This is a genomic window from Fibrella arboris (assembly GCF_041321095.1).
GTDB classification, from domain to species: Bacteria; Bacteroidota; Bacteroidia; order Cytophagales; family Spirosomataceae; genus Fibrella; species Fibrella arboris.
On the sequence record NZ_JBGGWE010000001.1, the window covers coordinates 48,798 to 74,024 of the forward strand.

The 25,227-nt window shown below is 56.4% G+C and carries 22 protein-coding genes; 3 read left to right on the top strand and 19 right to left on the bottom strand.

What is annotated here, in order from left to right; all coding sequences use genetic code 11:
* Positions 1-64 precede the first annotated feature (64 nt).
* From ACAW75_RS00185 to ACAW75_RS00195, 3 genes are all read left to right on the top strand, one after another.
* A complete protein-coding gene (locus ACAW75_RS00185; protein ID WP_370726634.1) occupies positions 65-1,786 on the top strand; it encodes a glycosyl hydrolase in 1,722 nt (573 codons plus the stop codon).
* Positions 1,787-1,908: 122 nt separating this feature from the next.
* Positions 1,909-3,438: a TolB family protein gene (locus ACAW75_RS00190; RefSeq protein WP_370726635.1), complete on the top strand. Its 1,530-nt coding sequence runs from the start codon at positions 1,909-1,911 to the stop codon at positions 3,436-3,438.
* Between the two features lie 240 nt (positions 3,439-3,678).
* Positions 3,679-6,174, top strand: a complete 2,496-nt coding sequence (locus tag ACAW75_RS00195) for a glutaminase family protein (RefSeq protein WP_370726636.1) — start codon at positions 3,679-3,681, stop codon at positions 6,172-6,174.
* A 203-nt stretch (positions 6,175-6,377) separates the two neighbouring features.
* On the opposite strand, the gene ACAW75_RS00200 is transcribed toward ACAW75_RS00195, so the two are convergent.
* The 19 genes from ACAW75_RS00200 to ACAW75_RS00290 form a co-directional block, all read right to left on the bottom strand.
* Positions 6,378-6,695, bottom strand: coding sequence for a hypothetical protein (locus ACAW75_RS00200; protein WP_370726637.1), 318 nt, complete (start codon positions 6,693-6,695; stop codon positions 6,378-6,380).
* Positions 6,696-6,798: 103 nt separating this feature from the next.
* Entirely contained in the window at positions 6,799-7,125 is a 327-nt protein-coding gene (locus ACAW75_RS00205) for a hypothetical protein (RefSeq protein WP_370726638.1), read from the bottom strand.
* Positions 7,110-7,691: a hypothetical protein gene (locus ACAW75_RS00210; RefSeq protein ID WP_370726639.1), complete on the bottom strand. Its 582-nt coding sequence runs from the start codon at positions 7,689-7,691 to the stop codon at positions 7,110-7,112. The genes ACAW75_RS00205 and ACAW75_RS00210 overlap by 16 nt, the downstream gene beginning before the upstream one ends.
* 134 nt (positions 7,692-7,825) lie before the next feature.
* Positions 7,826-8,542 (bottom strand): hypothetical protein, encoded by a 717-nt coding sequence (locus tag ACAW75_RS00215; RefSeq protein WP_370727100.1) that lies wholly within the window; start codon positions 8,540-8,542, stop codon positions 7,826-7,828.
* Entirely contained in the window at positions 8,472-9,500 is a 1,029-nt protein-coding gene (locus ACAW75_RS00220) for a WD40/YVTN/BNR-like repeat-containing protein (RefSeq protein ID WP_370726640.1), read from the bottom strand. The genes ACAW75_RS00215 and ACAW75_RS00220 overlap by 71 nt, the downstream gene beginning before the upstream one ends.
* Positions 9,501-9,784: 284 nt before the next feature.
* Complete coding sequence (locus ACAW75_RS00225) at positions 9,785-11,131, bottom strand: 3-oxoacid CoA-transferase (RefSeq protein WP_370726641.1); 1,347 nt, start codon at positions 11,129-11,131, stop codon at positions 9,785-9,787.
* Positions 11,132-11,265: 134 nt separating this feature from the next.
* Positions 11,266-12,477, bottom strand: a complete 1,212-nt coding sequence (locus tag ACAW75_RS00230; RefSeq protein ID WP_370726642.1) for an acetyl-CoA C-acyltransferase — start codon at positions 12,475-12,477, stop codon at positions 11,266-11,268.
* A gap of 307 nt (positions 12,478-12,784) precedes the next feature.
* Entirely contained in the window at positions 12,785-13,825 is a 1,041-nt protein-coding gene (locus tag ACAW75_RS00235) for a lyase family protein (protein WP_370726643.1), read from the bottom strand.
* 189 nt (positions 13,826-14,014) lie between these two features.
* Positions 14,015-14,614, bottom strand: a complete 600-nt coding sequence (gene pcaG / locus ACAW75_RS00240) for a protocatechuate 3,4-dioxygenase subunit alpha (protein WP_370726644.1) — start codon at positions 14,612-14,614, stop codon at positions 14,015-14,017.
* A 3-nt stretch (positions 14,615-14,617) separates the two neighbouring features.
* Positions 14,618-15,316: a protocatechuate 3,4-dioxygenase subunit beta gene (gene pcaH / locus ACAW75_RS00245; protein WP_370726645.1), complete on the bottom strand. Its 699-nt coding sequence runs from the start codon at positions 15,314-15,316 to the stop codon at positions 14,618-14,620.
* Between the two features lie 105 nt (positions 15,317-15,421).
* Complete coding sequence (pcaDC, locus tag ACAW75_RS00250) at positions 15,422-16,603, bottom strand: bifunctional 3-oxoadipate enol-lactonase/4-carboxymuconolactone decarboxylase PcaDC (RefSeq protein WP_370726646.1); 1,182 nt, start codon at positions 16,601-16,603, stop codon at positions 15,422-15,424.
* 7 nt (positions 16,604-16,610) lie between these two features.
* Complete coding sequence (locus ACAW75_RS00255) at positions 16,611-17,786, bottom strand: 4-hydroxybenzoate 3-monooxygenase (protein WP_370726647.1); 1,176 nt, start codon at positions 17,784-17,786, stop codon at positions 16,611-16,613.
* Positions 17,783-18,652 carry an amidohydrolase family protein gene (locus ACAW75_RS00260; RefSeq protein ID WP_370726648.1) on the bottom strand — a complete coding sequence of 290 codons (870 nt, stop codon included), beginning with the start codon at positions 18,650-18,652 and terminating at the stop codon, positions 17,783-17,785. The genes ACAW75_RS00255 and ACAW75_RS00260 overlap by 4 nt, the downstream gene beginning before the upstream one ends.
* 11 nt (positions 18,653-18,663) lie before the next feature.
* Positions 18,664-19,428, bottom strand: a complete 765-nt coding sequence (madM, locus tag ACAW75_RS00265) for a malonate transporter subunit MadM (protein WP_370726649.1) — start codon at positions 19,426-19,428, stop codon at positions 18,664-18,666.
* Positions 19,416-19,799 carry a malonate transporter subunit MadL gene (gene madL, locus ACAW75_RS00270; RefSeq protein ID WP_370726650.1) on the bottom strand — a complete coding sequence of 128 codons (384 nt, stop codon included), beginning with the start codon at positions 19,797-19,799 and terminating at the stop codon, positions 19,416-19,418. Before madL ends, madM begins: the two co-directional genes overlap by 13 nt.
* Before the next feature lie 108 nt (positions 19,800-19,907).
* Complete coding sequence (locus ACAW75_RS00275) at positions 19,908-21,386, bottom strand: acyl-CoA synthetase (RefSeq protein ID WP_370726651.1); 1,479 nt, start codon at positions 21,384-21,386, stop codon at positions 19,908-19,910.
* A 21-nt stretch (positions 21,387-21,407) separates the two neighbouring features.
* Positions 21,408-22,523, bottom strand: coding sequence for an alpha/beta hydrolase family protein (locus ACAW75_RS00280; protein WP_370726652.1), 1,116 nt, complete (start codon positions 22,521-22,523; stop codon positions 21,408-21,410).
* Between the two features lie 27 nt (positions 22,524-22,550).
* Positions 22,551-24,335 carry a feruloyl-CoA synthase gene (locus ACAW75_RS00285; protein ID WP_370726653.1) on the bottom strand — a complete coding sequence of 595 codons (1,785 nt, stop codon included), beginning with the start codon at positions 24,333-24,335 and terminating at the stop codon, positions 22,551-22,553.
* Between the two features lie 41 nt (positions 24,336-24,376).
* Positions 24,377-25,138, bottom strand: coding sequence for a crotonase/enoyl-CoA hydratase family protein (locus ACAW75_RS00290; RefSeq protein WP_370726654.1), 762 nt, complete (start codon positions 25,136-25,138; stop codon positions 24,377-24,379).
* Positions 25,139-25,227 lie beyond the last annotated feature (89 nt).

Here is a 25,227-nt window from a genome sequence, read left to right on the forward strand (position 1 = left end):
GACTCACGCAAAACAACGTACACAACCCTCTTCATTAATCAATCAACACGTTGAAATACTTTTCATGAAGTACACTTTATCTAACATATATCAACGGGTGCTGGCTGGTAACAGCCGGTTCATCCTGCTACTTCTCATCTTGATTAGAGCCCTCCCCACCTTCGCCGCCGACCCGATCCGTATTGAGGCCGAAACCGGCGTGCTGACTGGCGTGACCATCGCTACAGCAACGGCAGGCTATTCAGGATCTGGGTACGTTACCGGCCTCGACGCCGAGATGGACAAAATACTGGTCACGTTCACAGCCAAAGCGGGCCTGTATGATCTGAGCATCGGCTACTCATCGCCCTTTGGCAATAAAGGCATCGATTTTCAGGTCAACGACGAAAAAGGGAACGGTACGCTTACCCAAACTTCAGCGGGTTTTCGCGCGGCGAACCTGGGTAAGTTCCTCTTGAAAGAAGGGCAGAATACCATCGCCGTTTTTCGGGGCTGGGGCTACTACGACGTTGATTACCTGCTGCTTACACCAACCACTGCCGTGCAACCGACCAAACCGCCTAAAACACTTGTTGATGGTCAGGCGACCGCCTCAACGAAGGGACTGTTCTCGTACATGGTCGACCAGTACGGCAGCAAAGTGATTTCGGCGCAGCAGGACGATGTGGACTACATTCTGGAGAAGACCGGCAAAGAACCCGCCATCGGCTCGTTCGACCTGATCGACTACTCGCCTACCCGCGTGCAGAACGGCGCAAAGCCCATACGTACCAGCGAAGCCATCATCGACTGGGCGAAGAAAGGCGACGGCCGGGGCATCATCAGCCTGATGTGGCACTGGAACGCCCCCACCGACCTGATCAACCTGGCCCCCGACAAGCTCTGGTGGCGCGGCTTTTATACCGACGCCACGACCTTCGATCTGGCCGCGGTGTTGGCCGACAAAAACGGGGCTAAATACAAACTACTTCTGAGCGACGTCGACGCGATTGCCGTTCAGTTGAAAAAGTTTCAAACCGCCGACGTACCTGTGCTGTGGCGACCGCTCCACGAAGCCCCCGGCGGCTGGTTCTGGTGGGGTGCCAAAGGCGCTGGTCCGTTTAAGGAACTGTGGACGCTTATGTATGATCGCCTGACGAACTACCACAACCTGCACAACCTGATCTGGGTCTACACCGCCACCGACACCTTCAGCGCCGACTGGTACCCCGGCGATCAGTATGTGGATGTGGTAGGGCTGGACATTTACGCCGACGCCAGTTCGAACATGAGTGGCAACTGGAGCAGTGCGCTGACTCCGTTCAATGGCAAAAAACTGGTCACCTTATCGGAAACGGGTAACCTACCCAACGCCGACAAAATTCGGGGGTTTGGTACCTGGTGGTCGTGGTTCTCGGTCTGGACGGGCAGCGATTACATCAAAAAACAACCCCTCGACCAGCTCAAAACGACCTTCCTCGATGCCGACGTGATCACCCGCGACGAACTGCCCGACTGGCGAGCTGTGGCCCCGGTAATCACCGCTATTGAGCCTCCCTTCCAGCTAGTGGTTCTAGGGAACCCGATCCGCGGGAACCTGGTCAACCTGGAGATCAAGGGTGCGAAATCGGTGCCCCTCACCCTTCGCCTGACCGATACGTTGGGCCGTCAAGTTGCTGATGAGCGCATCATCCCTGCATCAGCTACGGCCCGGCACCAGCTTACGGTTGGGTCGCAACCCGGCGTGTATCTTCTACAGGTCAGTAGTCAGGTCGGCGTGAAGACTTTGAGGATTGTGACGTACTGACAAAGCATATTTTCAGTTTGCTGTTGCTTTCGCGAAGCAACCTAGCTCGCGAAAGCAACAGCGGCACGAACCACCACAGAAGCCTTCCATACAAAACTCTCCTTACCTCCTAAATCATCCAAATGAAATTCTTAACCTTAACCCTATTAGCAAGCCTGATAGCGGCAGCCGTAATTCCTGCTCAGGCGCAGAAACTCGGCATCTTCGACGGGCATACCGACATTGGCAACGTGGCCAGAAAGGGGTCAGCGCAGTTCGACCCGAAAACGAATGAGTACAAAATGTCGGGCGCGGGCTACAACATCTGGTTCGACCACGACGAATTCCATTTTATGTGGAAACGCATGACAGGTGACTTCATCCTGACCACCCGTGCCTCACTGGTCGGCAAAGGCGTTGACCCGCACCGGAAAGTGGGCTGGATGGTCCGCAGCAGCCTGGATAGCAACTCGGCGCACATCAACGCGGCCGAGCATGGCGATGGGCTGACCTCGCTGCAATTCCGCCGCACGAAGGGGGCGAAAACGGAGGAAGTTCGGTCAAAACTGACCGGTGCCGACGTGATTCAGCTTGAGCGGCAGGGCAACAAATACATTATGTCGGTGGCTAAATTCGGCGACACCTTCGTGACGGAAGAAGTGACCGACCTGGATCTGGGCGACGAAGTATACGTGGGCCTGTTCATCGGGTCGCACAACAAAGATGTGGTCGAGCAGGGTGTTTTTCAGGATGTGCGTATGTACGTACCAGCCCCCGCTACGCTGGTTCCCTACAGGCAATACCTCGGCAGCGACCTCGAAGTGATGGACGTAGCCACTGGTCACCGCGAAAAACTGTACCACTCACCCGTATCGATTCAGGCCCCGAACTGGACGCTCGACAACAAGGCACTGATCTACAACGGCGACGGCAAGATCTACCGCTTCGACCTGAAGAAGAAGACACCAACCCTGCTTAATACCGGCGAGGTGACCAACAACAACAACGACCACGTGATCTCGTTCGATGGCAAGATGCTGGGCCTCAGCAACAGCAACACGCCCACGCCCGACGGCCCTAAATCGATCATTTACACGGTGCCCATCACGGGCGGCACCCCCAAACGCATTACGCCCATTGGCCATTCATACTTGCACGGCTGGTCGCCCGATGGCCAATGGCTGGTATTCACCGCCCAGCGCGACGGCGACTACAACATTTACAAAGTACCGGCCAACGGTGGCCCGGAGGTGCAACTCACGACGGCGAAAGGATTGGACGATGGTCCTGAATATTCACCCGATGGCAAGTACATCTACTTTAACTCGACCCGCAGCGGCCTGATGCAGCTCTGGCGCATGAAGCCCGACGGCAGTGAGCAGGAACAGATCACCAACGACGAATTCAACAACTGGTTTCCGCACATCTCCCCTGATGGAAAGCAGATGGTATTCTTATCATTCGGCCAGGACGTAAAGCCTGACGATCACCCCTTCTATAAGCGCGTATACCTGCGTCACCTGCCACTCGAAAACGGCAATCCGGTTAAAACCAAACCTAAAGCAATCGCCTATCTCTACGGCGGACAAGGCACGATCAATACCCCTTCCTGGTCACCCGACAGCAAGAAAGTAGCGTTCATCAGTAATTCGGGGCCGATAGCGGGGAAATAATCTTGTGTCCTCTGTCTTCAGTCTTCCGTCCTCTGTTGCTCTGCTAATGTACCTGACTGTGGTTTAGCGGAGCAACAGAGGACGGAAGACTGAAGACGGAGGACACCCTTTGCAAAGCGGGCCAGTCAATCAATCTTGAGTGCCGGGATAGGATAATTACCTACCCACCTTGCTTTACGTTGAAACGACTGGCTGTTGGTGGCTATTTCCGCAGCTGCCAGCTTCCAACAAGCACTCCTTATGAAAAAAAGACCGTTCAGCTTAGTACTGCTTGCCGCTGCACTCTCGTTTACCACCGTACAGGCGCAGACACTACGTCCACCCGCCTACCCGCTGATTACCCACGACCCGTATTTCAGCATCTGGAGTACCACCGACCGACTCACCGACAGCCCCACCCGCCACTGGACCGGCAAGCCACAATCGCTCGAAGGCATTGTGCGGGTCGATGGCCGGACGTATCAGTTCCTGGGTGGTTCGCCGACCGTGTATAATGCGCTGCTGCCCACGGGTGAAGCGAAACCCTATACCGCTCAATACACGCTGACCGACCCCGGCGAGGGGTGGGAAAAGCCGGATTATAACGCACAGGGCTGGAAAACAGGCCCCGGCCCGTTCGGCGATACGCCCGAATCACGGACGCCCTGGCTCAGCAGCCGCACGGATAAAAACGGCATCCACATCCGGCGCGAATTCACCTACGATGGTAAACTAGACCCGTCGAAACTACTGCTGGCGATTAGTCACGACGATGACGTGTCGGTGTATCTGAACGGCGTTTTGCTGGTGAGCAAACCCTGTTGTGCGGGCGAATACATTTACCTGGCATTACCCCCCGAGGGGCAGCAGGCATTGCGCAAAGGGCGTAACGTATTGGCGGCGCATTGCGTGAGCCCGGTGGGTGGGTCCTTCATCGATGTGGGGCTGGTGAGTCCGGCCGCTGTGCCAACGGTATCGCAGGCGATCCAGAATAGCGTCAACGTGACCGCCACGCAGACCGACTACACCTTTACGGCTGGCCCGGTTGAGCTGCACGCCAATTTCCTCTCCCCGCTCTTGCTCGATGAGCTGGAAATAGCCGCTCGTCCGGTCAGTTACGTCACCTTCGAGGCCAAGTCGATGGATGGCAAACCGCACGCGGTGCAGGTCTATTTCGGGGAAGCGGCCACGGTAGCGACCAACACCACGGGACAGGAGGTGGTGACGAAAACCGGGCAGGGGGCCGGGCTGACCTACGCCTCAGTGGGCACCAAAGCGCAATCCGTTCTGGGCCGCAAAGGCGACAACGTCCGCATCGACTGGGGCTATGCCTATCTGGCGGTGCCACAGGGAATGGGCAACCGGGTTGTGGCTGGTCAAGCAGCGGCGCTGAAACAGGCATTCTCCAGCAAAGGCGTGCTGGCCGCGAACAGCAAAAACGTGGCCGATCTGGCTGGTAACGTCACGCTGGCTACGGTGCTGAACCTGGGGACCGTCTCGAAGGAAAGTACCGCCAAACACCTGCTGCTGGGCTACGACGATCTGTATTCGGTGCAGTATTTCGGCAAGAACCTGCGTGGCTGGTGGCACCGTGACCCCAACATGACCATGGAGAAAACCCTGCAAGCCGCCGAAACCGACTATACCCGCATCCGGCAGAAGAGCACCGATTTCGACAGGCAACTCTACAACGAAGCTCGCAAAGCCGGTGGCAAAGAGTATGCTGACCTGTGCCAACTGGCCTACCGACAGGCCATTGCCGCCCACAAGATCGTGGCTGGACCAAAGGGCGAAGTCTTCTTTCTCTCGAAAGAAAATTTCTCGAACGGCTCCATCGGTACCGTCGACGTAACGTACCCATCGGCGCCCATGTTTCTGCTGTATAACAACGAGCTGGCCAAAGGGCTGCTGCGCTTTATCTTCGATTATAGCGAGTCGGGTCAGTGGAAGAAAGACTTCCCGGCCCACGATATAGGGACGTACCCACTCGCCAACGGACAGACCTACGGCGAGGATATGCCCGTGGAGGAAGCTGGTAACATGATCATTCTGACGGCCGCTTCGGTGAAGATGGATGGTAACCCCAACTTCGCCCGCGAGCACTGGCCCACGCTGACCAAATGGGTGGGCTTCCTGAAACGCGACGGCTTCGACCCCGGTAATCAGTTGTGTACCGATGATTTCGCCGGTCACCTGGCCCGCAACGCCAACCTGTCGGCCAAGGCCATTATGGGCATTGCCGCCTACGGACAGATGGCCGGGCAACTCGGCGAGCAGAAAGTGGCCGATGAGCACCTGGCGCTGGCCCGCGACATGGCCCGCCGCTGGATGGAGCTGGACAAAGACGGCGACCACTACGCCCTGACCTTCGACAAAACGCCCGGCAGCTGGAGCCAGAAATACAACATCGTGTGGGACAAGCTGCTGGGCCTCGACGTGTTTCCGAAAGAAGTGGCAAAGCAGGAGATCGACTTCTACCTGAAAAACCAGAAGCCCTACGGCCTGCCGCTGGATAGCCGCAAGACCTACACCAAGTCGGACTGGATCATCTGGACGGCCACCATGACCGACTCAGACCGCGATTTCAAAGCGCTGGTAGACCCTATCTGGAAGTACGCCAACGAAACCCCCACGCGCGTGCCCCTCTCTGACTGGCACGAGACCACCAACGCCAAGCAGGTCGGTTTCCAGGCACGCTCCGTCGTCGGCGGCTACTTCATCAAAATGCTCGACGAACGCCTCAAGCAGAAGAAGTAAACAGGTTGAACTAGGAACGTACCGGGTTTTTGTCATCCCGACAAGGGAGGGATTGCGGCGTTCTTATTAAAAGGTGCCAAGCCCTGGCTGAAGGATCGTGACGTTCCTTCAGCCAGGGCTGGCAAAACCCCAGGTACGTTCCTTCACCAACAAGCCGCGCCAGTCGATACTGAGCGCGGCTTGTTGGCGTATTAAACTCGTTATCAAATGGATAATCTGCGCTGAATGTCAAGTACAAACGCTACCGAAACGGCATTATCTTCCGCGATTTCGTCAATTGTAAGTTTGCCGCGCTTTAGCGCATTTGTAACAGCTTCAGCTTTAAGTGCCGCCTCTGCTTCCTGAATCTTCTGCTTCTCCGCTTTAACCGCTTCGGCATTGGCCGCTGTTACGCGCGCAAAGTACGCCCGCTCTTCAGGAGTCATTCTGCGCGTATCCAACTCTTCGATAGCCCGACGTAGCCATTCTTCGTTCCAAAAGGCCGGATACTGCGTCGGTTCTGTTATATGAAGCGTTTTCATGGTGTAAACAAGCTTTTCTAAATCAGTCTCTATCTCAGCAACTTGCTTGGTGAATTTAGCTATTTTTAACTATCAACTAAATACGCCATATCACAACTCATTTTTACTCATCTTGAAGTAAATCTTCTTCTTCAATAAGGTTCAAGTTCATCAAACTCTCCACAGTCTCTTGAATCTTTTTACACAATTCAAAAACCTTCACCAGATTGGTATCGTTTGAGGTTTCGAAGTGTTCAATACTGAAATTGTAAGTGTCACCTACAGCAAAAACTTCATCAATTTCTTTCAACTCATTTTGCATTCCAAAATTAACAATCTGTCCAAATACAATTTCTCTTGCCTCACACAAACTATTAATTATATCTACTAACTGCTCTCTGTATGTCTTCGTGGCTAAATACATATCGAAGCTATCTACCGGGATTGCCATAGAACTAGGTCTAACATCTTTATCTCTGCAATATCTACATTCGGATAAACTATTTTAAATTGATTAACTAAATACCTACCTTGTTCATTCTGTAAATAGTCTATATAACACCGATTTATTTTCTCATACAGGGAGCAAATACTTTCAAATCTATTTGGATCACTTTGATAAGGAAGTTTGGCATTTAAATTCTTCAACACGATTGAATCAATGACAGGCATCTGTGGGTCCAAAGTTGCCACCAATTTGCTTGCAAACGATGCCTCATATCGGTTTGTAGCTCTGTGCAAAGAACGAAGTATGGTTGAAAAATCAATTGACTGACCCCGCGATTCATCAAGCAACTCATAAAAGGTATCATACCAAGCGGCTGGCTTTTGACGAATGCGATAGAAGCCGTTGAAGCTTTTCCTAAAATCTGTATTATCCTTTAATGGCTTGCCAGTTAGTTCACTCAGTCGTTTTTGGATGTTCAGATATTTGGCGAGACCTACCTTGACATTTCCTAAACTTAAGTCTATTTGTTGAGTTGTCAGACTCACTGTCAGAGTAAATGGTTTTTTCATACTTGGCTTGATAGAGGCTCAAAAACAATTGATTTTTAGAATTTATAATTCAAGCGCCTACCCTATCGATCGTAACCGCGCAGTCCGTCAATGTAACATGCAAACTGCCGGGTACGTCGAAAGGAGTAATTATTCTAATTGATAACGGTATTTGTGCCTCTATTGTAGTAGTTACGGAGTAACTCTTTCCAAGAGACCTTATTGGCTTTAAACTGCATACCTCCTTTTCGTTCCAACTGCCAGATAGCTGCCTGAACAAATAGAGTAGCTATCTGACTTGACGCTTGCGCCGTTGTCAGAGGTAAGTTCAGCGATTCTAGTATGAAGCGACCTAATCCTTCCTTCTCGCTTCCATCGGTCAGTTTTGATACACTATTACCAAGACGTACAATTTCCGCTTCTTCAACATAAGCCATAATCAGGTCAAGCTGTGGAGCGGAGAATTCTACGTCATGTTGCCGAAGGTCTTCCTTATTCTTAAATAATCGAGAAATATGTAGACTATTCGTATCGTCCATTTTCCAATAAAATTCCTTGGCTTTACCGCCTAACGTGTTATCCTTAGCCCACTCATTGCTATAATTAAAATTGGTAAATTTACTGTTCATTTTTTGTCTATTTAAAACAGTTTTACTTATGATGAATGTTAAAATTGAAGCCTTATTTCCACGCAATTGACAATTGTAATTATCCTTTAAATTAAGCATTTTTTTCAACATTACCAACTGATTAGTAAGATCATAAATTGAAACTATCAGCAAGTGTCCTAACTCAACACCTCTACTTAAATTTAAACACCCGTTTGCTGACCTTCCCCTTCGCGCCAACGGCGTAACAGGTGCCTTTGGCACAGGCGACAGAATGAAAGCCCTCCAGATCGAGTTTAGTCCAGGTCTGGCCCTGATCGGCGGATAAACTGGTGCCTGATGGGCCAACAGCCAGCAGGTAATCACCGGGGAGTATCGAGATAGCTTCTTTTAAGCCGGGTGGGTTGGTGGCGGCGACAAGTTGCCACGTTTGTCCACCGTCGCGGGTAATGGTGGCGTTGAGCCCCGGCAGGTTCTCCTGTTTATAGTTGCCGCCAACCGCCATTCCGTTTTTGTCGCTGAAGAACTGCATCCCGAACAGGCCCGTTGCTTCGCCGGCGGGCAAAGGCGTGGTGGCAACAGCCCAGGTACGTCCCCGATCGCCAGACCGGAACACGCGTCCGTTCGTGGCGCCGCCCGAGGCGATCCAGACGTTTTGCTTGCCCTGTACGACAAGGCTGGTGCCGCTGGCCGCAAAAGCCGCTTCGTTCGGCTGCATAGGCGGCAGTTGGTCGGGCGGTACGGTCTGCCAGGTTTGGCCGCCATCGTCGGTTGTCAGGATGAACCACTTGCCGTTGATGGGATCGCCGAAGACAATGCCGTGCTGTTTGTCCCAAAAATCGATGCCGTCCAGAAACACGCCCGGTTGCTGCGTCTGGTAAAGCAGCGTCCAGGACTGGCCGCCGTTGGTGGTTTTGTAGATGCGGGCCTGCCCTTTCTCCGCCAGTCCGGCGCTCATGAAATAGGCCGTCTGAGCATCAACGGCTTTTACATCCCGGAAGTCGCAGGTCTGGGCATCAGGAACAGTGCCGGTCTGCCACGTTTTTCCGCCATCAGCGGTGTGGACGAAGGTGCCTTTGGTGCCGCCAATCCAGACCACATCGGGACCGGCCACGCTGACGGCCCGGAAACTGGCGTCGGTGTTGACGGACTGCGGCTGCCATTGAGCCAGGACAGGTAGTGTACAAAACAGAAAGAGCAGACTTCGGAGAACGTGTTTCATCGCTTACAGAGTTGACGGCAAAATGCTGATTTTCGCCCGGGAAAGATAACCTGCCGTACCAAGGCAAAAGCAAGATGGCCGCTTTTTTAAGCGTGTGTTTCGGTGAAGCGGGTTGTGTGGGTTGATTTGCTTCGCGCTGTATTGCTTTGCGCTGTAGGCCCTTCGACTAGGCCGGTTCGCCGCTGCGATCCCCGACAGGCTCAGGGCCTAGAGCGCAAAGCAATACAGCGCAAAGCAATACAGCGCGAAGCAATATAGCCCCAACTATATCAGTATAGTACCTACTAACTCAGTCGTTCGATGAAGTGGGCGCTGGTTTTGGCGCGTACGTCGTCGAGAGTAGTGCCGGGCATGAGTTCGATGAGGGTCAGCCTGCCGTCGGGGAATGCGAAAACGGCCAGGTCGGTAATGATCAGGTCAACGGCGTTCAGAGCGGTGATAGGCAGTGTACAGCTCGGCACCAGCTTCGATGAGCCGTCGGGGTTGGTATGGGTAAGGGTGATGATGAGCTTTTTCGCGCCTGAGGCCAGGTCCATAGCTCCACCGACACCCAGCAATGGCTTGCCCGGCACCGCCCAGTTGGCCAGATTGGCTGCCTCGTCTACTTCCAGCCCGCCCATGATGGCTACGTCGATGTGTTTCCCACGAATCATCCCGAACGAGTCGGCACTATCGAAATAACTGCTGCCGGGAATGGCCGTCACCGGAATCTTGCCCGCATTTACCGGATAGTGCATGGCCCCGCCCCCATCGGTAGGCGCTGGTCCGACGCCCAGCATGCCATTCTCGGTATGGAGCATGATGCCGAGTTCAGGCGTGATCAGATCAGCTACCAGGGTCGGAATACCGATGCCCAGGTTGACTACGTTACCAGGCCGGAGTTCGGCCAGGGCTCGTTTCGCCATGTTCATCCGGGCATCGTCTACCCGCTTTCCAGCCGATACCGATACCGACATGCCCAGATCGTCGGGCGTAAGGGTTGCCTGCACCAGATAGTCGACATAGCAGCCGGGCGTATGAATGTGTTCGGGGGCAATGGCCCCAACGGGCACGATCTCTTCCACCTCGGCAATGACCAGATCGGCAGCGGTTGCCATCGCTTTGTTGAAGTTCTGCTCGGTCATGCGGTAGGTCAGGTTACCGGCGGTGTCGGCCCGCCAGGCCCGGATAAAGGCCACGTTCCCCCGAATCCCTTTGACGAACACCTGCTCTACCCCGTCGATCACTTTGGTTTCATGGCCGTCGGCGATCAACGTACCTACGGCCGTTGGCGTATAAAAACCACCAATGCCCGCGCCCCCCGCCCGAATGGCCTCGGCCAGCGTACCCTGGGGTAACAGTTCATAGGCCACCGCGCCCGATTGCGCCGCCCTGACCGCGTCGGGGTTGCTGGTAAAGAACGAGCCGATCATCTTTTTAAGCTGCCCGTTTCGGAGCAGCCGCCCCCCGCCCAGGCCCGGTTCGCCCGTGTTGTTGCCCACGAACGTGAGGTTTTTTGTGCCCAGTTCGGCCAGGGCGTGCATCAGGTGTACGGGATTGCCTGTCATACCGAAACCGCCCTGCAATAGTGTATCGCCATCATTGACCAGGGAAGCAGCCTCAGCGGCAGTAAGTTGGGGTACGTGTTTCATAGAAAGGAGGAAAGGCTGGAAAGGAATAAGGAGGAAGGGAATAAAGGAGGAAGGGAATAAACGAGAACAGGTTAGGAGGAAAGGTTGGAATGGTGAAGTTTGCTCTCCCTTTCTCCTTTCCTACCTCTCCTCCATTACTCCCTTTCCAGCACTACCGCGTAGCCCTGGCCGACGCCGACGCACATGGTGACCAGGGCATATTGTTTTTGTTGTCCTTGTAGCTCCAGTGCGGCCGAATACAGGATGCGGGCGCCCGACATACCGAGCGGGTGACCAAGGGCAATGGCACCACCGTTGGGGTTGATACGCGGATCGTTGTCGGCCAAACCGAGCAGGCGTATGCAGGCCAGACTTTGGGCCGCAAAGGCCTCATTCAGTTCAATCACGTCGATCTGATCCAGCGTTAGCCCGGCTTTGGCCAGCGCCTGTTGCGTAGCACCCACGGGACCAATGCCCATGATACGCGGCTCTACCCCCACCACCGCCGAACTGACTATTCGGGCCAGGGGCTTCAGACCATACTGCTTAACGGCTTTATCAGAAGCGACCAGCACCGCCGCCGCACCGTCGTTCAGCCCCGACGCATTACCCGCCGTGACGGTGCCGCCCTGCTCGGCTTTTTTGAAAGCCGGTTTCAGTTTCGCCAGACCGTCGGGCGTTGTCGCTGGCTTGATGAATTCATCCGTGTCGAACCGAAGCGGGTCGCCTTTTTTCTGCGGAATAGCTACACCAACAATCTCCTGTGCGAACCGACCCGCCTGCCGGGCTGCGGCTGCTTTCTGCTGCGACCAATAGGCAAACTGGTCCTGATCGGCACGGCTGACCTGGTACATCCCGGCGAGGTTTTCGGCTGTTACGCCCATCGCATCAACGCCATACAGGTCGCGCATACGGGGGTTAATGAATCGCCATCCGAAACTGCTGTCGGCCATTTCGGCGTCGTTGCCAAACGGTTTCGACGTTTTGGAGATAACCCAGGGGCCGCGCGTCATGTTCTCCACGCCACCCGCAATAAACACCTCGCCGTCGCCCGCCTGAATGGCCCGCCCCGCCTGCACGACCGCCGACAACCCCGAGGCACAGAGTCGGTTTACAGTTTCGCCCGGCACCGTGTAGGGTAGTCCGGCCAGCAGCAGGGCCATGCGCGCCACGTTCCGGTTATCGTCGCCCGCCTGGTTGGCGCAGCCCAGGATCACATCGGCGTAGGCTTCGGGAGGAATGGTGAGGTTCTTGTCAACGAGCGCCCGAATGACTATGGCAGCCATATCGTCGGCGCGGGTAGTGGCCAGCGAACCGCCGAAATGGCCAATGGGCGTTCGTACGCCATCAATGATATAAGCTTGCATATGAATGTCGGATTGGAAATGTCGGATTTGTGGGTTGCTTACCGATTGATGGTTTAGCAGAAATGGCTTTCGGAGACTGTTGCTTCGCGTTGATTGGCTTCGCGCTTGTGGCCCTTCGACTACGCGTCAGCAATGCGCTAACCACCACTAGTTCACAGATATTATTAGTCATGTCTCTACACTAATTCAGCGTCCCCTGTTCGTAGTAGCATTTTTATCATCTCCTGACTGAAATCGAGCACTTGTTTTGATACCGTATTTTGTCATCCCGACCGCCGGTGCGGACAGGATGACGAAATACGGTATCCTATAGCCGACATCCATGAACGCCCATCGTCTGGGTAATGCTCAGGGCGTGGCGGAGCGACGTCCCTGCATTGCTCATCATGCGGGGCAGGTTTTCCCATTCCAGCATCCAGGCGGTAGCGTCGCGTTCGTTACCATGCACCAGGCTTTGCAGCTGTATGGCTGCGAACTGCGCATTCTGGCGGGCCAGCATGACCAGCGCCTCACTCAAAACAGGGTTGTTTTTATGCGGCATCGCGCTGGATTTACCACCACCAGTCACGTTTTCAACCACTTCGCCCACCTCGGTCTGCCCCATCAGCAACACATCCTGCCCCAGTTTGCCCAGCGTACCGGTCAACAACGCCAGCCAGTTGGTGAACTCCGCCAGTCCGTCGCGCTCGGTATGCCAGGGCGTGGCGTAGCCTAGCTTTAGTTCGGTGGCCAATGCACGGGCTACGGCCTCGCCCCGTTCACCAAACGCCGCCCGATTCCCCACGGCCCCGCCCAACTGGACCACCAGCACGCGGGGTTTTACCTGATCGAGCCGTTCCAGATGCCGGCCAAGCGGATTGCGCCAACTCTGGACTTTCTGGCCGAAGGTGATAGGCTGGGCCTGCTGGGTACGTGTCCGGCCCATCATGGGTACGTTGCCGTACCGGATAGCCAGCTGATGCAGACTTGTCAGCAAGTCGTTGGTCCGGTCGGCCAGCACATCCACCACAGACCTGATAGCCAGCACCTGGGCCGTATCCAGCACGTCCTGCGATGTGGCCCCCATGTGCAGCTGGCCCCGGACCGATTCGGGCAATGCCTCACGCACCTGCGCTAGCAGCGGAAGGGTTGGTACACCATTTTGCAGGGTTCCTGCCGCCAGCGATTCGGGCGTAATGGTCAGGCGGGACACCGCGTTGGCAATGGTGGATGCGGCGGTGGGCGGAATAATGCCCAGTTGCCCCTGCACCGTTGCCAACGCGCCCTCAAACGCCAGCATATGGCGGATGATCGCTTCCGGGCCGCAAAGCCGGTATATGTCAGGGTCAGCCAGGTACGTTGAAAACATAGACGGATTGGGGATGTGGGATTGGGGATTTGTGGGTTGCTTACCGATTGATGGTTTAGCAGAAATGGCTTTCGGAGACTGTTGCTTTGCGTTGATTGGCATCGCGTGCGGTCCCTTCGACCAGGCGCCCCCGACTAGCCGAAGGGCCTACAGCGCGAAGCCAATCAATGCAAAGCAATTTCACCATCTTCACAAATCGAAAAATACGGTTTCCTGCTCACCCTGCAACCGAATATCGAGGTGGTAACCCGGCCCGGCTGCTGACTGAACGGCGGTGGCGATCAAGGTAGTTCGTCGGTCGGGGGGAATGGTGGTCAATACAGGGTCGTGTTCGTTGGCGGCAGCTTCATCGGCAAAGTAGAGTCGGGTGTAGAGCGTCCGCAGCGACCCGCGCATGAACAGCGTGATGTTGATGTGCGGCGCATTGTCGGGTCGAGCGCGGCCCGGCTTGATCGTGTCGAATCGAAATACGGCACCGGGTTGGGTGCCCGTTCCTACGCGACCGAAGCCAATGAATTCGTGGCTACCGTGACTGGCCGCGCTGATCGGTTCGGTTCGGTAGTCGCCCGCCGAATCGGCCTGCCAGATCTCAACAATGGCGTCGGGCACGGGATTACCCTGTCCGTCGAGGACTCGACCGGTGATGAAAATCCGTTCGCCCGGCGTGTCAGGGCCAATGAGCGTGTGGTTGGCGATGCTGTCATAGGCATAGCCGTACTGAACGGAGGTCAGGCTATAAGCAAAGAAAGGGCCAACCGTTTGCGAGGGTGTTTGACGTAGACGTTCCATTACTTACACGGGCCGGGATGTCGTTACATTTTGGTGGGGGCCATTCAGCACAATATCAAACTCGTAGGCGAGCGCAAACTCCGGCTCGGTCCAGTCCATGCTGAACCGGGCAATCAGCAGCTCGCGGGCGTGAACGGGCGTCGACTGAAAGATCGGGTCATACGCAAACAGCGGATCGCCGGGGAAATACATCTGCGTCACCAGCCGCTGATCGAACTGGTGGCCCATCACCGAAAAATGAATGTGATTGGGTCGCCAGGCATTGTAGTGATTTCCCCAGGGATAGGCCCCCGGCTTAATGGTATAAAATGAATAACGCCCTTCGCTATCGGTCAGCACGCGGCCACTGCCCAGAAAATTCGGGTCGAGCGGGGCATCGTGGATCTCGGCTTTGTGAATGTACCGCCCCGCCGAATTGGCCTGCCAGATTTCGACCAGCACATTGGGCAACGGCCGACCGGTATCGTCCATCACGCGCCCCGCCACCTTGATACGCTCACCGATGGGTTCACCATTGACGCGGGCATTTCTGGTCAGGTCGTTATCGAATTTACCCAGTACGGATTCGCCAAAAACAGGCAGGCGAAGGTCCTGCAGGTGTTCCCGAACGATCATCAGCGGCTTTGTCGGGCTACGAAAAATCGTCGATTTGTAGTCGGGCGATAGGTGCGGTGGATGTACGTCCACCTTGATAGGTTCCATAAGAGGGAATTGGATTGAGATTTGGGGAATTTACCTTCTCGCAGTACCCCCCAACCGGACCGTGCTGAAGGGGGCTACTGCGCTGCAACATACCATCGCGGCGCTTTAGCCTCCTTCAGCACGGTCCGGTTGGGGCGTGGTTGCCAAAACGGCTTTGGCAATTTTCAGGGCTCCATTGGTGACGGGCACACCCGCGTAGATGGCTGTGTGGAGCAGGGTTTCCTTTACATCGTCGGGGCTGGCGCCGGTGTTTCGGGTGGCTCGAAGGTGCATGGCCAGCTCGTCATCATGGCCTAACGTGGCCAGCAAGGCAATGGTGATCAGGCTGCGTTCGCGGCGGGTCAGGCCGGGGCGCGACCAGATGCTACCCCAGGCAGTCTCGGTGATATACTGCTGAAAATCGGCATCGAAGTCGGTTTTAGCGGCCTCGGCCCGATCAACGTGCGCGTTGCCCAGTACGGCCCGACGGGTCTTCATACCCCGATCGAATAAGGACAAGCCAGCGGTTTCGGCCGCAAAGTCAAGAATCAGTTTCGCCACCATGTCGGGCATCTGCGCGCAGGGAATATGTCCGGCCCCGCCGATCAGTTCGTAGCGGGCATTAGGCATTGCGCTGGCCATTGCCTGAACCAGTTGGGGCGGCGTGGCCAGGTCATCAGTCCCGCCAATGCACAGCGTAGGTACGTTGATAGACGAAATCTGGTTCGTCAGGTCAGCATCCCGAATGGCTTCGCAGGCCCGGACGTACCCAGCGGGCGCTGTCTGCTCCAGCATCCGTTGGCAGGCCGCCACCAGCGTTGGGTTAGCCTGCCGAAATGGGGCCGAAAACCAGCGCTGTACCACCGCCTCTGCGATAGCCGACAGCCCCTGCTGTTGCACCGTCTGGATACGATCGTTCCAGCTATCGGCCGTGCCTATTTTAGGACCCGTGTTGCTCAGTACCAGTTTCCCGACCCGGTCGGGATGCAACAAGGCCAGTTGCTGGCCAATCAGTCCGCCAATCGACAGGCCAACGAACACACACGTCTTTATCTGGCAGGCATCGAGCAACGCTACCACATCGGCAACGTACCCAGCGATCGAACACGTGTGGTCAGGTACGTCCGACAGGCCATGACCGGGCAAGTCGAAACGCAAAATAGAGCCGTGCGGCTTTAGCTGGTCAACCACCTTATCCCAGATGCGCAGGTCGGTACCCAGCGAATTGGCGAACACGAAGGTGCGCTCCGGGTCCGTTCTCAGGTGCTGGTAATGCAGTGTATGGCCATTGACAGTGATAAAATCCATGCGTCGTCTAGATGTCTTTCAGGCCCACATAATTCTCGGCAATCGTGGTAGCCATGGCGGTTGAACGGACTATGTAATCAAATTTGGCCTGCTGAATCTGATTCTCGAACGAACCGTGTTCGGCCTGTTTATGAAACAGGTACGTCATGGTATTCGAGAAATCCTGCACCCGCCAGATCCGGCGCAGGCAATCGCTGGTGTAGGTAGCCAGCCGGCCGGCCTGCCCCGTTCCGTAATAGGCAGCCAGCCCACTGGCCAGAATTTTCACATCGGCAACGGCCAGGTTCAGTCCTTTTCCGCCCGTAGGCGGCACAATATGGGCAGCATCGCCCGCCAGAAACAGCCGTTCATACTGCATGGTATCGATCATGAAGCTACGCATGGGCGTGATGCCTTTCTCGAAAATCTCGCCCCGATTCAGCCTGAACCCGTCCTTATCGCCCAGCCTGATATCCAGCTCCTCCCAGATTTGCTCGTCGGTCCAGTTGTCGATATGGTCGTCGTTGGCAACCTGCAGATACAGGCGGCTGACCGTTTCAGAACGCAGGCTGTGCAGGGCAAAACCGCGTTCGTGGTACGCATAGATCAACTCGTCGGACGACGGTTTGGCGTGGGCCAGAATGCCGAGCCAGCTAAACGGGTAGTCGATTCGGAACTCGTTGTAGGTGCCCAGGGGCAGGTGTTTCCGGCCAATACCGTGGTACCCGTCGCAGGCCGCCACGAAGTCGCAGGTCAGGGCGTACGCCTGCCCATCCTGCTCAAAATGAATCACGGGTGAGTCGGTTTCCAGTCCGTCGATATGCGTGGCCGACGCCTCAAAATGGAGGGGAGTACCCTGCTCCAGATTGGCGTTGATCAGGTCTTTCACCACCTCCTGCTGCCCGTAGATGGTGATGCACCGCCCGCCGGTCAACTCGGCAAACGGCACCCGGTTGCGCACCCCGTTGAAGCTCAGATAGACGCCATGATGCGACAGACCCTCCTGCTGGAGCCGATCAGCCACGCCCAGTTCCGTGAACAGATCAACGGTGTTCTGTTCCAGCAAGCCCGCCCGCACCCGCGACTCGACGTAGGTCCGACTCCGATTTTCAAGAACGACCGACTCGATTCCCTGCCGGGCGAGCAACAGGGCCAGCGTGAGTCCGGCAGGGCCAGCGCCGATGATACCAACCTGTGTTTTCATACCGTCAAGCCCAGTAGTTTGATTGCGTTCTCTTTCAAAATCAGCGGCTTAACCTCCTCTCTGAACCCGGCACTGGCAAAATCAGTCAACCAGCGTTCGGGCGTGATCAGCGGAAAATCGGTGCCGAACAAGACCTTGTGCTTGAGCTGCGTGTTGGCGTATTGTATCAGCTGCGGTGGAAAATACTTCGGCGACCACCCGCTCAAATCGATGTACACGTTGGGCTTGTGCATAGCCACCGACAGGGCTTCGTCCTGCCACGGCCAGGATGGGTGCGCAATGATGATGGGCGAATCGGGGAAGGCAATGGCCACGTCGTCGAGGTGAATCGGGTTGGAATAGTCGAGCCGTAACCCGCCGCCGCCGCGCACGCCCGACCCAAACCCCGAATGCCCCGAGTGGAACAGCATAGGCAGTTTATAGTCGGCAATGGCCTCATAGACGTGCCACGCCATTCGGTCGTTTGGGTAGAATCCCTGTACTGTTGGGTGGAATTTGAACCCTTTCACCCCAAACTCCTCGATCAGCCGACGGACTTCTCTGGCTCCGTAGCGCCCCTTATGCGGATCGACGCTGCCGAAAGCGATCATCACGTCGGCATTGTTGGCAGCTCCTTCGGCCACTTCTTCGTTGGGAATCCGCCGCCGACCAGTCTCATATTCCGAGTCGATGGTGAACATCACGAACGCCATATTCCGCTCGCGGTAATAATCGGCCGTTTCCTGAATCGTGGGCCGCTTGTCGGATTTAAAGTAGCTGGCAAACGCCACGTCGAACTCCGGGCGATAGTCGTCGTGGGGCTGGCAGCACGACACTTCGGCGTGGGTATGCACGTCGATGGCAACAATTTTTTGCAGGTCGATCATCGTATGTTTCGTTAGTGGCCAATAAGCGCCGTCACCGCCAGGTACAGGACCGATGGACACAGCAGGCAACCCAGGCCGGTGTAGAAGGTAGCAGTCATGGCCCCATACGGAACCAGTTTGGGGTCGGTAGCGGCCAGGCCAGCCGCTACGCCACTCGTTGTGCCCATCAGACCCCCAAAAAGCATGGCCGTGACGGGATTGTTCAACCCGATTCGGTGGGCAATCAGGGGCGTGCCGATGGTCACCAGGATCGACTTCACCAGCCCCGCCGCAATGCTGTTGGCTATCACGTCAGACGAAGCCCCAACGGCGGCACCTGTCACTGGCCCCACAATGAACGTACAGGCTCCCGCGCCAATAGTCGTGATGCTTTTGGCATCGGTATAGCCCATCAGCCAGGCAATGATGGCCCCGCTGGTGAAGGTAAACACGACACCGATCAGTAAGGACAGGACACCGGCCAGCCCTGTTCGGCGAATTACGCCAAAGCTGACGCCCAGGGCTGTGGACACAATGGCAAAATCGCGAAACATGGACCCGCCCAGCAGGTCGAAACCACTCAGTTGCTTTACATCGGCAATGCCTTTGCTGCCGCCAGTGAACCACCCGCCGATGTAGGCCAGTACCAACCCCATAAAGATGGCGATGGCCGAACCCGGGATTTTGTTGTTAGTCACCGTTTTCGACAGGCCGTCGGCGGTAAACATCAGCAGGCCCGTGACCAGAAACGCTACGACAAGGCCATTTTTGACCAGCAACGTGGTTATATAGTCCATTCCTCAGGTGTTTCGGCAGGTTGTTTCGCAGGTTTCAGCAGAGGGATAAACAGCAGGCTAAGCACCACCGGAATACTACCCGCCAGCACCGCCACGCCACCGCTCGACAGCGCCACGCGCACATTCTGGGTGGCCGACATGGCCACGATGACCGGTATGTAGAGCTTGCTCCAGAACAGAATGCCCTGTTCCATATCCTGGTGGAAATGATTCCGTTTTTCGAGCCAGTGCTGGGCGAAAATGAGCAGCAGCATGGCAAAACCTACCCCGCCAATATTGGCGTTCACGTTGAGCAGTTGCCCCAGGCTTTCGCCGATAAGCTGACCAACTATATAACAGCCCGCTAACAGGGCGACACCTCGAATAAGCATAAAAGGGATTTTGGGTTGGGGATTTATGCAACGTGAACGGCGGGCAAGGTTTGGGCGAGACGGCTTCGGGGCTCACCTAAACCTCATCCATAATTCACTAAATCCATATCAGTTGAACAGTTTTTTCAGGTCGTTCTTGACTACTTTTCCCATTGCATTCCGGGGTAATTCATCCAGAATTTTATACCGGCGAGGCATTTTATAGGCGGGTAACTGACTGCGCAGCCAGGTGGTCAGCGCGTCGGTGTCGAACGATTGGCCGCTGACCACCAGCCCCGCGGCTACCAGTTCGCCCCATTCGTCGTTGTCGAGGCCCACCACACTGCAATCGGCAATGCCGGGGTACGTTCGCAGCACCTCTTCAATCTCCAGCGCCGACAGTTTGTACCCGCCCGACTTGATGATGTCGATGGAGCTGCGGCCCAGGATACGGTAATAACCCTGTTCCAGGATCGCCACGTCGCCGGTCTTGAACCAGCCGTCGGGCGTGAATGCCGATGCCGTAGCGTCTTTCTTCTGCCAGTATTCGCTGAATACCGTGGCCCCTTTCACCAGAATCTCCCCTGCTTCGCCGGGCGCGGCATCGGCATACTGTTCGTCGGCCAGCCGGACAGTTACCCCCGGCAGGGGTTGCCCGATATGGCCTGCCCGGCGTTCGCCCCGGTACGGATTGCTGATGGCCATGCCCAGTTCGGTCATGCCGTAGCGTTCCAGCAACCGGTGGCCGCTGATGGTTTCCCACCGTTCCATGACCGAAACCGGCAGCGCGGCCGAGCCAGACACCATCAGCCGGAAGGTAGACAGGGCCTGTAACAGCGTTTCTTTCGACTCATCGGGCAGGGTATCTACGTGAGCAATGAGCTTGAAATAAATGGTGGGAACGGCCATGAAGACACCCGTACCGGGTTGTTTAGCCCGTTCCCGGCACCAGTTCAGCACACCCTCTGCCGAAAAACTCGGCATAAACGTCACCGTGCCACCCGCCCGCAGGGTGCAGGTTACCACGTTAATGATGCCGTGCACGTGGTGCAGCGGCAACACGCACAGCTGGTGATCGGTCGGCGAGTAGGCCCAGGCCTCCAGCAGCGTGTTCACCTGCGCGTTGATGGTAGCGTGGGTGCTCACAACGCCTTTGGGCAGGTTGGTGGTGCCGCTGGTGTACAGAATCATGGCCCGGCGGCTGGGGTCTACGCTGGGTAGATCGCCACCCGGGATTGGCGCTGGCTGTCCCAGCCGGATAAAGCGCAGGCCCTGCCGGGCAGCATAGGGGGCAAGCACAGCCTCAAAGTCGGGCGAGACAACGATAATGCTGGCCTGGGTATCGTCGATCACGTATTGCAGCGACGGTAGCGGGTAGGTAATGCACAGTGGCACCGCCACGCCCCCCGCCAGCCAGATCCCCTGCTGCACCCGCACATAGTCGAAGCCCGGAACAACCATAAAGGCCACCCGGGTTTCGGCCAGATCGGCTTGCCCGGCCAGCAGCACCTGGGCAAACTGCCGCGACGCCGTTTCCATTTCTCCATGACTAAATACCTGTCCATCAGCCAGGATGGCTGTCTTTTCGGGCTGTTGCGTGTAACTCATCGGTGGCTTCTGTTGGTCCAATCAATTCATAAATCCAGCGGGTGCTTTCGTGCCGGTTTTCACCCAGGTACGTAGGGCATCGAACGCCTCGCCCGTCTGTTGCGGGGTGAAGTTGCAATGCCCCTGCCCGCTCGTATACCTGACCGTAAAGAACTGGTCTTTCCCCTGCTGATGCACCATGTTTTCGAAGTTGACAATCCCGTAAGTGGGCGGGATCAACTGGTCGTAGATGGTGTGCATGGCCACCACGGGTCGGTTGATGTTACCGGTACGGTCATACTTTTTGAAAAGCCGATCGGGATTAGCCGTAGCGGGCAGCCGTTCGGCCAACCGGTTCACGGTCAGATCGTCGGGGAAGCCGCTGTAGACGGTATTCGTGTTGTCGAAAGGGTTGCCTTTCGCTTTTTGAGCCAGGTCACGCAGGACGTTTTCGTTGAAGAAGAGCGAGAAAGGCAGGTCGGCCAGTTTCAGGTCGAACCGCCGGGCGAAAGCCACTGCCAGTAGTGAGTCCCTGGCCAGAATAGCCTTGCTGATCTCGGCTGCTCTGGCCACCATGGTCCGCGCGTTCTGTGCCTGATACGGTTTCGTCAGGTCGAAAATGGTGGCCAGTGAGGTAACCACCCCCGGAAACAGCCCGTTGAACGTAGCGTACATATCGAACTCCTTGCGGCATTGCAGATATGGCCTACTCGACAGCGGGCAGAGCGGCAGACCGCCCTGATAATTGGCGCCAAAATTCTCGAGCGTGGCCAGCGTGACCCCTCCGCCCATTGAATGGCCGACCATAAACGTGGTGTCGGGGCGGCCATATTTTTTGGTGAAAAGCTGGCGCAGCGCTTCGGTATCGTCAACGCCCTGCGCCAGCGCAAAGCCCTGGTATCGATAATCGGACGCGGCAACGGCAAATCCCCGATCCAGAAACGGCTGCATGCGAAGTAGCCATTCGGGATTTTGACTTTGCCGGGGCCGGGTACCCATAAACTCATAGCCATGCGCATACATGACCAGTTTTCCCCGCCAGTTCCGGGGGAAGACAATCCGGTAGCTGGCTCCATCAATAGCGCCGGAGTCTACGTTAGCCACAGGCTGGGCCAAGGCTACACCTGTCAAAAAGTAAAGCAGGAGAAAAATTTTCATGGTCAGGTAGCGAGGGAGATTAGAGTTTCAGGCATACAGTTGGGCCACCACTGCCGCCCGATGGAGTAGTACGGCACGCTGGTTCAGCGACCCTTTATCGGTGATCTCGCCCAGATCGATTGAAGGCGGGTCAAGGGCTATCACGGCTTTGGCAACGCGGCTGGCGCTGCCCGTAGCGGTTTCCTCCAGTTGCCGAAGCAGCGACTCCACGTACCTGGCTACCGTTTCGTGCCGGAACACCTCAAGGCTGGGTACGTTGGCGGGCAGGTTGGCGAGCGATCGGCAGGCATCGGGATTCAGGAACAGAATAGCCCCCACAAAAGCCTGATCAAGGCCGGTGATCACGGCGTCCTGCACAACGGGTGAACCCGCCGCCAGAATGCTGGCTTTCACCAGGCCCACATTTACCCAGGTGCCGGTCGATAGTTTGAAATCTTCGGCAATGCGGCCATCAAACAGCAGGCCTTTGTCGGGGTCGGTATCATCCAGAAACCGCACGGCATCGCCCGTTTTATAGTATCCGTCCTCGTCGAATGCCTGTGCGGTGGCTGCTGGATTGCGCCAGTAGCCGGGCGTTACGTTGGGGGCCTTGTAGCGGGCTTCCAGTTTATCGCCGTTTGGCACCAGTCTCACGTTCATGTCGGCCACCGGCACCCCCAGCAAGCCCGAAAAGCTACCCGGCCAGGCCGCAAACATGGCCGACGGCCCCGATTCAGTGCAGCCAAGGCCGGTGATGATCGGTACGTTCCGGCCCGTTGTTTCTTGGCAAAGCTGCTCCAGCCGTGTCCAGATGGGTTGCGCCAGGCTGGCTCCGGCGTAGAAGAAAAAGCGCAGATTTTTAAAGAATGATTCGCGCAGATGGGCATCCGCTTCCAGGTACGGCAACAGCATATCGAAGCCCTTGGGTACGTTGAAATAAGCCGTCGGTGATAGTTCGCGCAGGTTCCGCACGGTGGTTTGAATGCCCGCTGCCGTTGGCTTTCCATCGTCGATATACAGAACGCCGCCATTATACAGCGCCATGCCTACGTTATGATTGCCGCCGAAGGTGTGGTTCCAGGGAAGCCAGTCGACAAAGACGGGGGGGGCGGCCTGAAGGCACGGAAAGGCCTGCGTGATCTGCTGCAAATTGGCGCACCACATCTGCTGGGTGTTGATCACCCCTTTGGGCAGGCCCGTTGACCCTGATGTAAACAGGATTTTGGCCACCGTATCTGCCCCGACCGCCGCAAATGCCGCATCGACGGCGCTGGTTGGCTGGGTCGTGAGCAGGTCCGCAAATACCTCGCCGGCGGTGAGAATGGTTGCCTCGGGGAACAGCTCTTTGCTTCGCTGCAACGCGTTGGCATACACACGGCCATCCTGCGCAAACACCAGTTTCGGGGTCATCAGCTTCAGGCAGTGAACCAGCTTACCGAAGTCGGTGGATACCAGCGAGTAAGCGGGCGAAATGGGCGAGTAGGGCATGCCGACGTGTAGGGACGCCAGCGCCAGCAGGGCATGTTCAAGGCTGTTTTCCGACAGGATGACCAGGGTATCGTCGGGACCAAAGTTCAGGTTCAGCAGGTACTGGGCCAGCGAACGTACCTGACTGAGGGTATCGGCGTAGGTCATCACCTGCCACTCGCCGGCAGCATGCCGACGGGCCATAAAGGGCGCGTCGGGCGTTTGGGTGGCCCAATGCACCAGTTTTTCGGTCAGCTTTTCGGGAAAACTGGCCAACGGCTGATCGAGGACGAGGTGAATCGACCCATCGGGGAGGCTGGTTTTTCGGGTGGCTCGCGGCCCGAAGGGGTTGTAATTCGCTGACATAGGCATGGCTAAACGTCGGTGAGTGGCCGATCAGAGGTTGGTTAGGGCTGTCCTACTTTCGTGCTCCGGCCTTCCAGAAAATCACGAAGGCGGGCTTTGGCTTCGGGGGCGTCCTGGGCAATAGCTGCCGTGAGCGATTCCATCATCAGCCCCTGCTCCTGCCCCGAATCCACAATCCTTGGCAACACGTGCAGAAGGGCATAGTTGGTCATTTCGGCATTGGAAGCCACTTTCTGAGCCAGTTCCAGCCCTTTTTCCAGCCCTTTGCCTGTCTCGACCACATACTGCGACAGCCCAACGGCCATGCCTTCGTCGGCGGCATATACGCGGCCGGTCAGCATCATATCGGTCATGCGGGCCAGGCCAATCAGCCTGGGTACACGCACCGAAGCGCCCCCGCCCACGAAAATGCCCCGCTGCCCTTCGGGCAGGGCGTAGACAGTTGACTGCTCGGCCACCCGAATGTGGCAGGCGCTGGCCAACTCAAGTCCGCCGCCCACGCAGGCGCCGTGCAACACCGCCACAACGGGCACCGTACCAAACTGGATTCGATCAAGAGCACGATGCCACATCCTTGAATGATGCAGCCCCTCTACCACGGTCCGTTCCTGTAATTCAGACAGATCGAGCCCGGCGCAGAAATGGAGCCCTTCGCCGTACAGTACCGCGCAGGTCACCCCGGCGGGAATGGCCGAGAATACGGCTTCTAGCGCCAGAACAAGCGCGTCGTTGATGGCATTTCGCTTCTCAGGGCGGTTTAGTTTTACAAGAAGAATAGGTCCCTGCTGCTCAGTCTGTACCATATTTTATAACTCAAGATACTGATTATCAATAGCATTCCATTTGGCAAGCTTGGTTTAGCCAGGCTTCGCGTGCGGTGGGTTGCCTGCGC

Bases quoted from the DNA above. Each gene is read 5' to 3' on its own strand.
- madL (WP_370726650.1), bottom strand. From the start codon at position 19,799: ATGCTTATTCGAGGTGTCGCCCTGTTAGCGGGCTGTTATATAGTTGGT.
- ACAW75_RS00205 (WP_370726638.1), bottom strand. From the start codon at position 7,125: ATGGCAATCCCGGTAGATAGCTTCGATATGTATTTAGCCACGAAGACA.
- ACAW75_RS00225 (WP_370726641.1), bottom strand. From the start codon at position 11,131: ATGAAACACGTACCCCAACTTACTGCCGCTGAGGCTGCTTCCCTGGTC.
- madM (WP_370726649.1), bottom strand. From the start codon at position 19,428: ATGGACTATATAACCACGTTGCTGGTCAAAAATGGCCTTGTCGTAGCG.
- pcaH (WP_370726645.1), bottom strand. From the start codon at position 15,316: ATGGAACCTATCAAGGTGGACGTACATCCACCGCACCTATCGCCCGAC.
- pcaG (WP_370726644.1), bottom strand. From the start codon at position 14,614: ATGGAACGTCTACGTCAAACACCCTCGCAAACGGTTGGCCCTTTCTTT.
- ACAW75_RS00260 (WP_370726648.1), bottom strand. From the start codon at position 18,652: ATGATCGACCTGCAAAAAATTGTTGCCATCGACGTGCATACCCACGCC.
- ACAW75_RS00230 (WP_370726642.1), bottom strand. From the start codon at position 12,477: ATGCAAGCTTATATCATTGATGGCGTACGAACGCCCATTGGCCATTTC.
- ACAW75_RS00235 (WP_370726643.1), bottom strand. From the start codon at position 13,825: ATGTTTTCAACGTACCTGGCTGACCCTGACATATACCGGCTTTGCGGC.
- ACAW75_RS00255 (WP_370726647.1), bottom strand. From the start codon at position 17,786: ATGAAAACACAGGTTGGTATCATCGGCGCTGGCCCTGCCGGACTCACG.
- ACAW75_RS00290 (WP_370726654.1), bottom strand. From the start codon at position 25,138: ATGGTACAGACTGAGCAGCAGGGACCTATTCTTCTTGTAAAACTAAAC.
- ACAW75_RS00280 (WP_370726652.1), bottom strand. From the start codon at position 22,523: ATGAAAATTTTTCTCCTGCTTTACTTTTTGACAGGTGTAGCCTTGGCC.
- ACAW75_RS00195 (WP_370726636.1), top strand. From the start codon at position 3,679: ATGAAAAAAAGACCGTTCAGCTTAGTACTGCTTGCCGCTGCACTCTCG.
- ACAW75_RS00190 (WP_370726635.1), top strand. From the start codon at position 1,909: ATGAAATTCTTAACCTTAACCCTATTAGCAAGCCTGATAGCGGCAGCC.
- ACAW75_RS00285 (WP_370726653.1), bottom strand. From the start codon at position 24,335: ATGTCAGCGAATTACAACCCCTTCGGGCCGCGAGCCACCCGAAAAACC.
- ACAW75_RS00220 (WP_370726640.1), bottom strand. From the start codon at position 9,500: ATGAAACACGTTCTCCGAAGTCTGCTCTTTCTGTTTTGTACACTACCT.
- ACAW75_RS00275 (WP_370726651.1), bottom strand. From the start codon at position 21,386: ATGAGTTACACGCAACAGCCCGAAAAGACAGCCATCCTGGCTGATGGA.
- ACAW75_RS00210 (WP_370726639.1), bottom strand. From the start codon at position 7,691: ATGAAAAAACCATTTACTCTGACAGTGAGTCTGACAACTCAACAAATA.
- pcaDC (WP_370726646.1), bottom strand. From the start codon at position 16,603: ATGGATTTTATCACTGTCAATGGCCATACACTGCATTACCAGCACCTG.
- ACAW75_RS00185 (WP_370726634.1), top strand. From the start codon at position 65: ATGAAGTACACTTTATCTAACATATATCAACGGGTGCTGGCTGGTAAC.
- ACAW75_RS00200 (WP_370726637.1), bottom strand. From the start codon at position 6,695: ATGAAAACGCTTCATATAACAGAACCGACGCAGTATCCGGCCTTTTGG.